Source organism: Pontimicrobium sp. MEBiC01747 (genome assembly GCF_053601635.1).
Genome location: NZ_JBSHNS010000310.1, coordinates 1 through 9,694, shown reverse-complemented (window position 1 = coordinate 9,694; position 9,694 = coordinate 1). Strand labels below are relative to the sequence as shown.

The following is a 9,694-nucleotide window of genomic DNA, read 5'->3' as shown; positions in this document are numbered from 1 at the left end:
ATTTTAATTGCCCCCCTAATTCACCAACAATGCAATATTTTAAAGCACAAGGCTTTAAGTTTGTAGAAAAAGGACACGACAATTTAAGCTTTCAAGGTGAAAATAAAGTAGAGATAGATCATCTTATTTATAGAAATTCGGCCAGTGTGACTTTAAAAAAAACAAACGTAGAGCTAAGGAAAGCACCTATTGTTTCAGATCATCGTCCACTAATAGTAGAACTAGAAGTCTTTTTTTAATTATTACATATAAAAGAGCGTGTAAACTATAGCTAAACATGTATTAATCTAACTAATAAAAATGATTGAACTCAAAAAAACGACACAAGAAGATTTAGAAACTTTATTTGTTTTTCAAACCAATAGTGAAGCTATATGGCTGGCAGCTTTTACAGCAGAAGATCCTTGCAACAAGGACACTTACATGGAAAAATGGAGCAAAATTGTAGAGAACCCAAACATAAAAATGGAAACTTTATGGGTAAAAGATACAATTGTAGGTAGTGTAATACATTTTGATATTATGGGTGAAACCAATATATCGTATTGGATAGATAAAAAGCATTGGGGAAAAGGCTATGCAACAATAGGTTTAAAGCAATTTATTACATTAACTAACAAAAGACCTCTTTTTGCAAGAGTAGCTTTTGATAATTATGCTTCACAAAAAGTTCTTGAAAAATCTGGTTTCAAATCTATTGGAAAAGAAAAAGGATTTGCAAATGCAAGAAAAAAAGAAATAGAAGAGTTTGTTTATAGACTTGAAAACTAAAATACATTATAATTTAGACCATTAAAAAACATCTCATCCTAAATAAAATACAACTCAGAAACTATTATTTATAGTTATACAGGTAATGTAAGACCTTTACAGTGTACAATAACAACTACACTAACTTATAAAACAAAAATATGTCTTACAAAACTTTAATGTTTATCCATCTTTATACTGTATTACCAGCATTTATATTAGGAACTATAAGTTTTTTGTTGAAAAAAGGAACACCTACACATAAAGCTATTGGTAAGCTATACATGATTCTTATGCTATTTACCGCTACAGTTTCTCTATTTATACCAGCAGTAGTAGGACCAACGCTTTTTAATCACTTTGGATGGGTACACACATTTAGCATACTAACACTATATACAATACCTACAGCATACATAGCTATAAAAAAAGGGAATAAAATTGTACATAAACGTAAAATGATTATACTATATATTGGGGCATTGGTTATTGCAGGAGCTTTTACCTTAATGCCTGGTCGCTATTTACACAATGTTATTTTTGGTTAACATTTTTAAGAAAATTATAACAGAACAATTAACAAAACCTTTAATCTATTACACCTTAGCAGCTTTATCTTTGTAATAAAAAGATTATGTTTGGATTATTTAAAAAGAAAAGTAGATTAGATAAACTACAAGATGAATACAAAAAGTTATTACTAGAAGCACATAAACTGTCTAAAACTAACAGACAAGAAAGCGATAAGAGACAAGTTGAAGCTAGAACATTGCTAGATCAAATTGAAGTACTACAAAAAAGCGCTTAAACAATATTTATTTTTCATCGGTATATTATTCTAGATAATAGTAACTTCGCAGATTCATAATTTAGGATACTAATATTACTATGAATTGTTTATTAACTGGTGGAACTGGAATTGTTGGAAGTCATATTATTTTTGAATGGCTACACAAAGCCATTATAGAAAAAACAGTAAATCATTTATTTGTTGTTATTAGAGATAGTGAAGCATCTGCTCAACAACGCTTACAAAATATACTACAACATAAAACACGCCCTGCTTTTTTAAATGATTTTTCTTTAGAAGATTGCTTAAAGAAAATTACAGTTATTCCCTATGATTTATCGACTATAACAAAAGAAACTTTACAAAATTATAGTTTTGATACAGTAATACATTGTGCAGGTTCTACAAGCCTATTACACACCAAAGATTCTAAACAAAAAGTACACGCTCAAAATTATCTAGTAACAAAACAACTGTTAGAACATATACCCCAATATGTTAAACGTTTTATATACATAAGTACTGCCTATTCTTTTGGAATACAGAATAAGAAAGTTAATGATACTATAGAACAATATGAAGTAACCGATTTTAGAAATCCTTACGAGCAATCTAAATACGAAAGTGAACGCTATGTAAAAGAGATTTGTAATGCAAAAAACATTCAATCTCAAATACTAAGACCAAGTATTATTTGTGGACGATTAATAGATATGCCGTTCTACGAAACTCCAAAATATGATGTATTTTATTCTTGGGCTATATTTTTAGATAAATATGCTAAAAAGTCTATGGATAATTTTAGAATTTGGATAGACAAAAAAAGTGGTTTAAATATTGTCCCTGTAGATTTCGTTTCAAAAGCAGTGCTTTATGCTTTTTTAAACCCTGAAATCAAAGAACTAAACATTGTAAACCCTAAACAGATTTTACATAAGGATTATGTTGGTGATGTGTTAGAGTCTTTTAATATAAATAGTTATGAATATATTGAAGAAAGGCCGGAAGACCTAAACCTCTTCGAGCAGCTATATTATAAAAGTATAGGTGGGCTTTTTGAAAAATATGTATCTATTCCCGACTTACAATTTCAGCCTGACCTTATTTTAAAATTAATAGAACAGTTACAACTAGATAAAAATTTAGGAGTTCACGAAAATTTCATGAACCTAATTAATTTCTCAGTAGAGAAAAAGTTTATAAAAAGTTACTAAGCTAAACTAATCCCTTTAATAAATTTAATAGTCTCTTTATTAAACAATTCTGGTTGTTCCACATTAACAACGTGTCCACAGTTTTTAACGACGTATAAAGACGACTTAATATGTTTTGCAACTACATTTTTAATGGAAGGTAAAAATAAATGATCTTCTTCTCCCATAACATATAATGTTGGGATTTTAATGTCTTTTGCTCTAAAAAAACGTAATAATGGATTTATTTCTGAAGTTAGTTTAAACCAACGTACAAACTCTTTTTGGTACAGTTTTTTAGCTTCGTTTACAAAAAGCAATCGCGAATTTTTATGATTTTTTCTTGGCATTATTATAAAAGCAAAAAACTTATACAATAACATGTATGGCACAACAGATTTAAAAATAACGCCCAACTTCATCAATACTTGAGACCTAAAGTTAAGTTTCATTATAGCACCACCCATAATCATACTCTCTACACGTTCTGGATGCCTTTCTGCCAAGTTTCTAATTAAAATAGTCCCTAAAGAAATCCCTACAAAGTGAGATTTTTCAATTTTTAAATGGTCTATAACTTCTACAATATCGTTAGTAATAGAATCAAAAGTATATTTAGAATTAAAAGCATCCTTTAAAGCAGGTTTACTGTTTCCATGCCCTCTTAAATCTAAAACTAACACATTAAACTCAGCTCCAAAACTTCTTATTTGTTTAAACCAAATGGACGAACTCCCTCCTGCTCCGTGTACAAAGGTTACCCATTGTTTAGAAGTTTTATGCAAATAAATATGATGATTTAACAAAGTCTAGATTATTTTTAAGGAGCTAAAATACAATAATTAGAGATTATACAAACGATTTTAATGCTTCTATAACATAATCTACTTCTTCCTTTGTATTATACTTACTAAAAGAAAACCTAAGTGATGGCTTTTCTAGTTGCTCTTCAGATAATATTTGCGATAATACATGAGATCCTTTAGAGCTTCCACTTTGGCAAGCACTACCTTTAGAGCATGCTATACCTTTTAAATCTAAATTAAAAAGTAATAACATTGCTTTGTCTCCTGCAATTGGTAAACAAACATTTAAAACGGTATAAGTACTTTCATTTAAGCTTCCGCTTGCACCATTAAAATGAACATCTGAGAATGCTTTAGTCAATTCATTAATAAAATAAGACTTAATCTCTTTTATGTAGTTGCGTTCCTCTTCTAGGTTTTTATACGATAGTTTTAATGCGGTCTCTAAACCAGCAATATTATGAACAGCTTCTGTACCAGCACGTATGCCTCGTTCTTGTTCTCCTCCAAAAATTAAAGGTTTTAAGCCAGATTGCTTTCTTATAAAAGCAAAACCAACACCTTTTGGCCCATGAAATTTATGGGCACTAACTGCCATAAAATCAATGGGGATTTCTTGTAGATCTAATGCATAATGTCCAACAGACTGCACAGTATCGCTATGAAATAAAGCGTTATTAGCTTTACACAACGCTCCTACTCGTTTAATATCTAAAATATTACCTATTTCGTTATTAACATGCATTAAACTTACCAATGTTTTTTCTGGTGAATTAAGTAATTGTTCTAAATGTACATAATCTACATGGCCATTAGTATCTAATTTTACATACTCTACTGCAACATCGTATTCTAATTGCAACTGGTCTATTGTATGCAATACGCCATGGTGCTCAATTTTTGACGTAATTATTTTTTTAACATTTAAATCTCTTACAGCACTTCGTAACGCTAAATTATCGGCCTCGGTTCCCCCAGATGTAAAAATAATTTCAGATGCAGAAACATTTAAATATTTAGCAACGGTTTTTCTTGCATTCTCTATAAGAGATTTAGAAGAACGCCCGAAACTATGCGTAGATGAAGCATTTCCATAGTTCTCCTGCATAACTTTTGTCATTCTTAAAATAACTTCTTCTCTTAATTGTGTAGTAGCAGCGCTATCGAAATATACCGTTTTCATCAACTTCTCTGTTTATTATTTTCTTACACTAAACAAGTTCAATTTTTGTTAAAAAAAGACCTGTTTTATAGTGCTTTTAATAAGACAAAAATAACTCAAATAAAATTAATTAAGATATGCTACGTTATAATTTGACAATTCTATTATTTTTGTTGAATAATACACTTTTTTATGCGTAAAATATATTCGGTTTTTGTTATTTGTTTTCTTTTATTTTCATGCGATGATGGAGATATCATTACCGCAGAATTAGAATTTGGAAATACTTTTGAAGCTTGTGGAGAGTTAATTGTTTACAAAACAAAAACACAGCCTAACGAATCGCTTTCTTTACAAATAGATGTAACAGAGGGTACTACAATAGATAGCCTTTTAAAAACTATACCAAGTACTACAAACCCTTTATTTGTAGATTTAGTAAACCCAATGATTAGTTTTCCAACTGGTAATCAATTTAACTACAGAACTTACAATAATGATCCCACAACTGTAGACATTTTTTGTAATGATGTACCACCATCTAATATTACTATAACCCAAGATTATAGTTCTACAGAAGTTTCTGCTGTATTTACAATTTCTTTAGAAGAAGATGATAATGATGGTATTCCTGCAGAATTTGAAGACATAAACGGGAATGGTAATTTAGACGATGATGACACAGATGGAGATGGCCTACCAAACTATTTAGATGATGATGATGATGGAGATAATGTTAGAACTATTTCTGAAAGTCCAAATTATTCTACTGTAGACGGTTTAGCTAATGCACTAAATACAGATGCAGCTACTGGAGACACCATACCAGATTATTTAGACCCTGACGACGATGGAGATGGTGTATTAACCAGAGATGAAGAAAATGATAGTCAAGATCAAGATCCAACAAATGATATTACCGATAATAGTGTAGGTTCAGACTATTTAAATGACCAAGTTAGCACTAGTGTTCCAGCAACAGCTTACAGAGAACATACAATAGGGCAAACTTTTGAAGTTAGATTATTATTAATGGGAATAAATATAGCTATACTATCGCAAGATGAATTAGATTTTGGAATATTACAGGGTAGTGCTACAACATCTTCTAGACAGGTAACACCTACGTTCTAATAATCGGATTTTGCATTTTGGTAGATGTACACTTCGGTAGCACCTAATCCATACTTTTTATAATCGGCATCATAAAATTTCACATTATTGTAGCGACCAAAAAGATATTCTAACTCTAGTTTTAGAGTCCCTTCCCCTACACCGTGAATAAAAACAATTTTCTGGATTTTCTTTTTCATTGCAAACTCCAGTTTATGTTTTGCTGTATCTAACTGTAAAATCTTTTTATCATGACTAGAGAGACCTTTATCAGATTTTATTAATTGATGGATATGTAAATCAACCTCCATAGTAGGCTGGTAACGTTCTTTACCTCTCTTTTTTACGGTAGTTTTACGTTTTAGGCTCTCTTTTTCGGAAAGGGCTTGACTTATGCTTTTATTTGAAAAAATATCATTTTTGAATGAGTGTTTTTCTTCTTTTACAATATCCGATATATCAAATTGAAGCTCAAAACCATCCGAATCTTCAATAGTTACTGTTGTGCTGAATATATTGGTAATAATCCCTGATATATCCTCATCTAAAACAAATACAGTATCTCCTACTTTAAATGCCATAACTACTCCTCTTCTTCTTTTATAAAGTTAGGGTCTTCTTTTTCTGCTTTACTAGGGATGGTGCTAGATATTCTGTAAATACCTAACATTAATAATATAATGCCTCCCATTAATATAAGTACATTCTGCTCCTCTCGCCCATTTGCGTATAGTGCAACAATTCCACCAATAATAATTAATAAGTAATTTAAAATTTTAATGATTTCTACCGTTTTTAAATGAGTAATACTATCACAAATTTAACTATAAAAAATGAGTTTTTATTGCTTACTGTTCATTATGCGCTATTCCCACAGAAAGTGCTACAAACATTAAACTTCTGATTTTCAAATACCACTTGCATGAAAGTACTTTATATATACTTTTGTATATACTTTTTTTTTATTATGTTTGTAAATACCAAATCATGCTATAATTATGAAAAATATTTACATTAAATCCCTACTATTTTTTTTCATTTTAAGCGCTAGTTATGCGCAATTAAGTGTAAGAAATAATGCTTATGTTTTTGTTACTGATGAAGTTATCTTTGTTGAAGATGACGTAAACTTAGGAGAAACAGACGCTACAATTTACTTAAGAAACGATGCTCAACTTATTCAAGGTTCTGGTACTACTGGAAACTCTGGAGTTGGCGAATTAAGCGTTTACCAAACTGGAACTGTACATAACTACGCATACAATTATTGGGCATCTCCTGTTGGAAATGTACTTTCTAATAATAACTCAAATAGAAGTTTTATTCCTAGTTTAAATATACATGATGTAACAGGTTTAACCACTAGTAATGCTGTTACTTTAACGGGTGATTATGATGGTACAGCTAGTCCTTTACAAATTGCTCAATATTGGTTATGGAAATATAGTCCAGGAACAACTTATAGTGACTGGGATTATGTGGGAGCTTCAAATAATGTTTCGGCTGGATTTGGATTTACAATGAAAGGATCTACTGGGTCTACTTCTCAATTGTACGATTACAGAGGGAAGCCAAATACAGGGACAATACTTACTTCTGTTTTAAATGGGCAATTTACCTTAGTAGGTAATCCATATCCTTCTGCAATAGATGCAGTAGATTATATTCACGACGTTTCAAACACACTTGCAATTACTGGTACTCTGTTTTTCTGGGAGCACGATTTATCTGTAATGTCTCATAATTTAACAGCTTATGTTGGAGGTTATGCAACATATACTATTAGTTCGGACGGGATGGTAGAATCTTTTGTTCCTGCGGTTTTTAACACTGTAAATATAGATGGAACTTTAAATACAGGAGGTTCAACTTCTACAAGTGGGAAAGCAGTGCACAGATATATACCAGTAGCCCAAGGATTCATGATTGAAGGGACTATTAATGGTTCAGCAGTTATTAGAAACAGTCACAGAGAATATTACAAACAATCTGATAGTGACAGTGAATTCTTTAAAACAACATCTGCTTCAGCTACTGAAGATAATGATTCTGTAAGTGCAATTAATGAATTAGAATACAACGAAGATGGTTTTCAAATTTTAGGACCAGAATATAAGCGTTTTAGATTAAATGTAGATTTTAATCAACAACATACTAGACAATTATTACATAACTTTCATAGCTCTGCAACAGATGGTTTTGATTATGGATTAGAGTCAAATAACTCAAATCCAAATCCAGCTGATGCCTATTTCATGTTAGAAGATACTGCATATATAGTACAAGCTCATGATTTTGATATCGATTTAAAAATACCTTTAGCTATTGTTATAGATGAAGATATGCCTATAACGGTAAGAATATTTGATGTTCAAAATTTTGATGAACAACCAATTTACTTACATGATATAGAAGAAGATATATACTACGATTTAAATGAAATTAATTTTGATACAAATTTAGAAGCTGGAGAATATAAAGATAGATTTGAGATTACATTTAAAAATGCAAATGAACAATTAAGTGTTACTGAGTTTGAAACTAGCGATTTCTCTATTTTCCAAAATAATACTGTCTCTCAATTAACAATAAAAAACCCAGAAGCTTTATCTATTAAATCTGTAGTATTATATGATGTTGCTGGAAAACGTGTTATGCAAAACACAAACTTAAGTAATAATACCTTATATGAATTTCCTACTAGAAATTTAAGCGATGGTGTTTATGTTGTTAACGTAACATTAGACAATGAAGAAGCTATAAATAAAAAAATAATAGTGACTAATAAGTAAACAGAAACTATTACTAAATAATAATACACTAAAAAGTTGATAGCCTAAAAAACTATCAACTTTTTTATTACGTCTATTTTTATACATTTGTTATAAACTAATAATATGCCATTACAGGAACAATACATGTTGCCTTGCCTAAATAAAAAACTTTTTGGTTTTGAATGTATGGGTTGTGGATTACAACGGTCTTTAAGTTTTTTAATACATGGAGAATTCATCGCAGCCTTTAAAATGTATCCTGCAATATTTACATTAATCCCCCTTGCATTAGCTATATGTATTTCCTTTTTTTATAAAAAGAAATACATCTATAAAATTATTAATATACTAGCAATAGCTTCTGTTTTAATAATTATTGTTAGTTTTATAATCAAGAAAATCAACTAAATTATATATGGAAAAACAAAAATTAAAAAATGCAACTATTAGTATTGTATTAGGTATAGTCTCATTTGTAGGATGTTGCTGTACTAGTGGATTTGGAGGTCTTGTTTTATCTGGCATAGCATTATTTTTAGCAAAAAAAGATGAAAAGACTTATCAGGAAAATCCCGAGGCATACGACAACTATGGACAAGTAAAAACTGCAAAAATTATAGCTATTATTGGCTTAATATTAAGTGTTTTAACCATTATTTTATACATCTATTTAAAATCAACTGGAAAGATGGAAGAATTGCAAGAAATGCTTGAAGAAATGAAAGAGGCTCAACAAAGATAATACTAATCACAACAACTAAAAATCAATAAAATATTTTAAATTATGGAAAACATCAAACCACAAAGACCAAATAGTTATTTAGCTTTAGCAATAATTAGTACTATTTTATGTTGTTTACCAACAGGTATAGTAAGTATAGTATACGCAACCAAAGTAAATAGTGCATACGAAGATGGAAACTATGAACTAGCAGAAAAGTCTTCTAAAAATGCAAAAACATGGGGAATAGCCTCTATTGTTTTAGGAGCAGTAGGAATTATTCTTTATTTTGTTTTTATAGGTTTTGCAGTAATTGCTAATGGCGGATACTAATTTTTTTATAAAGAACAAGATTATATTTATTATAATTACAGTGGTATTATTG

13 protein-coding genes are annotated in these 9,694 nt (G+C 30.0%); 10 read left to right on the top strand and 3 right to left on the bottom strand.

Annotation, left to right across the window (positions count from 1 at the left end):
- The 5 genes from ACVC2P_RS10325 to ACVC2P_RS10305 all read left to right on the top strand — a co-directional run.
- Nucleotides 1-239: hypothetical protein (locus ACVC2P_RS10325; protein WP_452598399.1), on the top strand; the 239-nt coding region annotated here is incomplete at its 5' end.
- 61 nt (nt 240-300) lie between these two features.
- The gene (locus ACVC2P_RS10320) at nt 301-771 is read left to right on the top strand and encodes a GNAT family N-acetyltransferase (RefSeq protein ID WP_452598398.1); all 471 of its coding nucleotides are present in this window, start codon (nt 301-303) and stop codon (nt 769-771) included.
- Nucleotides 772-911: 140 nt separating this feature from the next.
- On the top strand, nt 912-1,298 hold the full coding sequence (locus tag ACVC2P_RS10315; protein ID WP_452598397.1) for a DUF2306 domain-containing protein: 387 nt from the start codon (nt 912-914) through the stop codon (nt 1,296-1,298).
- Nucleotides 1,299-1,384: 86 nt separating this feature from the next.
- On the top strand, nt 1,385-1,558 hold the full coding sequence (locus ACVC2P_RS10310) for a Lacal_2735 family protein (RefSeq protein WP_452598396.1): 174 nt from the start codon (nt 1,385-1,387) through the stop codon (nt 1,556-1,558).
- Nucleotides 1,559-1,638: 80 nt separating this feature from the next.
- Nucleotides 1,639-2,754, top strand: a complete 1,116-nt coding sequence (locus ACVC2P_RS10305) for an SDR family oxidoreductase (RefSeq protein ID WP_452598395.1) — start codon at nt 1,639-1,641, stop codon at nt 2,752-2,754.
- Here the strand turns inward: ACVC2P_RS10305 and ACVC2P_RS10300 are convergent.
- Together ACVC2P_RS10300 and ACVC2P_RS10295 are read right to left on the bottom strand one after the other, a co-directional pair.
- Nucleotides 2,751-3,539: an alpha/beta fold hydrolase gene (locus ACVC2P_RS10300; protein WP_452598394.1), complete on the bottom strand. Its 789-nt coding sequence runs from the start codon at nt 3,537-3,539 to the stop codon at nt 2,751-2,753. The genes ACVC2P_RS10305 and ACVC2P_RS10300 overlap by 4 nt on opposite strands.
- A 43-nt stretch (nt 3,540-3,582) precedes the next feature.
- Nucleotides 3,583-4,722: a cysteine desulfurase family protein gene (locus tag ACVC2P_RS10295; protein ID WP_452598393.1), complete on the bottom strand. Its 1,140-nt coding sequence runs from the start codon at nt 4,720-4,722 to the stop codon at nt 3,583-3,585.
- 171 nt (nt 4,723-4,893) lie between these two features.
- Between ACVC2P_RS10295 and ACVC2P_RS10290 the strand changes: the two genes are divergently transcribed.
- Nucleotides 4,894-5,835, top strand: coding sequence for a hypothetical protein (locus ACVC2P_RS10290; protein WP_452598392.1), 942 nt, complete (start codon nt 4,894-4,896; stop codon nt 5,833-5,835).
- On the opposite strand, the gene ACVC2P_RS10285 is transcribed toward ACVC2P_RS10290, so the two are convergent.
- Nucleotides 5,832-6,395: a DNA mismatch repair protein MutS gene (locus tag ACVC2P_RS10285; RefSeq protein ID WP_452598391.1), complete on the bottom strand. Its 564-nt coding sequence runs from the start codon at nt 6,393-6,395 to the stop codon at nt 5,832-5,834. The two genes, ACVC2P_RS10290 and ACVC2P_RS10285, sit on opposite strands and share 4 nt — an antisense overlap.
- 417 nt (nt 6,396-6,812) lie before the next feature.
- Here ACVC2P_RS10285 and ACVC2P_RS10280 point away from each other — a divergent pair, with 417 nt between their 5' ends.
- The 4 genes from ACVC2P_RS10280 to ACVC2P_RS10265 all read left to right on the top strand — a co-directional run bounded on the left by ACVC2P_RS10280 (nt 6,813) and on the right by ACVC2P_RS10265 (nt 9,642).
- The gene (locus ACVC2P_RS10280) at nt 6,813-8,606 is read left to right on the top strand and encodes a T9SS type A sorting domain-containing protein (RefSeq protein WP_452598390.1); all 1,794 of its coding nucleotides are present in this window, start codon (nt 6,813-6,815) and stop codon (nt 8,604-8,606) included.
- Nucleotides 8,607-8,711: 105 nt separating this feature from the next.
- The gene (locus ACVC2P_RS10275; RefSeq protein WP_452598389.1) at nt 8,712-8,996 is read left to right on the top strand and encodes a DUF2752 domain-containing protein; all 285 of its coding nucleotides are present in this window, start codon (nt 8,712-8,714) and stop codon (nt 8,994-8,996) included.
- 7 nt (nt 8,997-9,003) lie between these two features.
- Nucleotides 9,004-9,330 (top strand): CCC motif membrane protein, encoded by a 327-nt coding sequence (locus tag ACVC2P_RS10270; RefSeq protein WP_452598388.1) that lies wholly within the window; start codon nt 9,004-9,006, stop codon nt 9,328-9,330.
- Between the two features lie 42 nt (nt 9,331-9,372).
- Nucleotides 9,373-9,642 (top strand): CD225/dispanin family protein, encoded by a 270-nt coding sequence (locus ACVC2P_RS10265; protein ID WP_452598387.1) that lies wholly within the window; start codon nt 9,373-9,375, stop codon nt 9,640-9,642.
- The last annotated feature ends 52 nt before the right edge of the window (nt 9,643-9,694 follow it).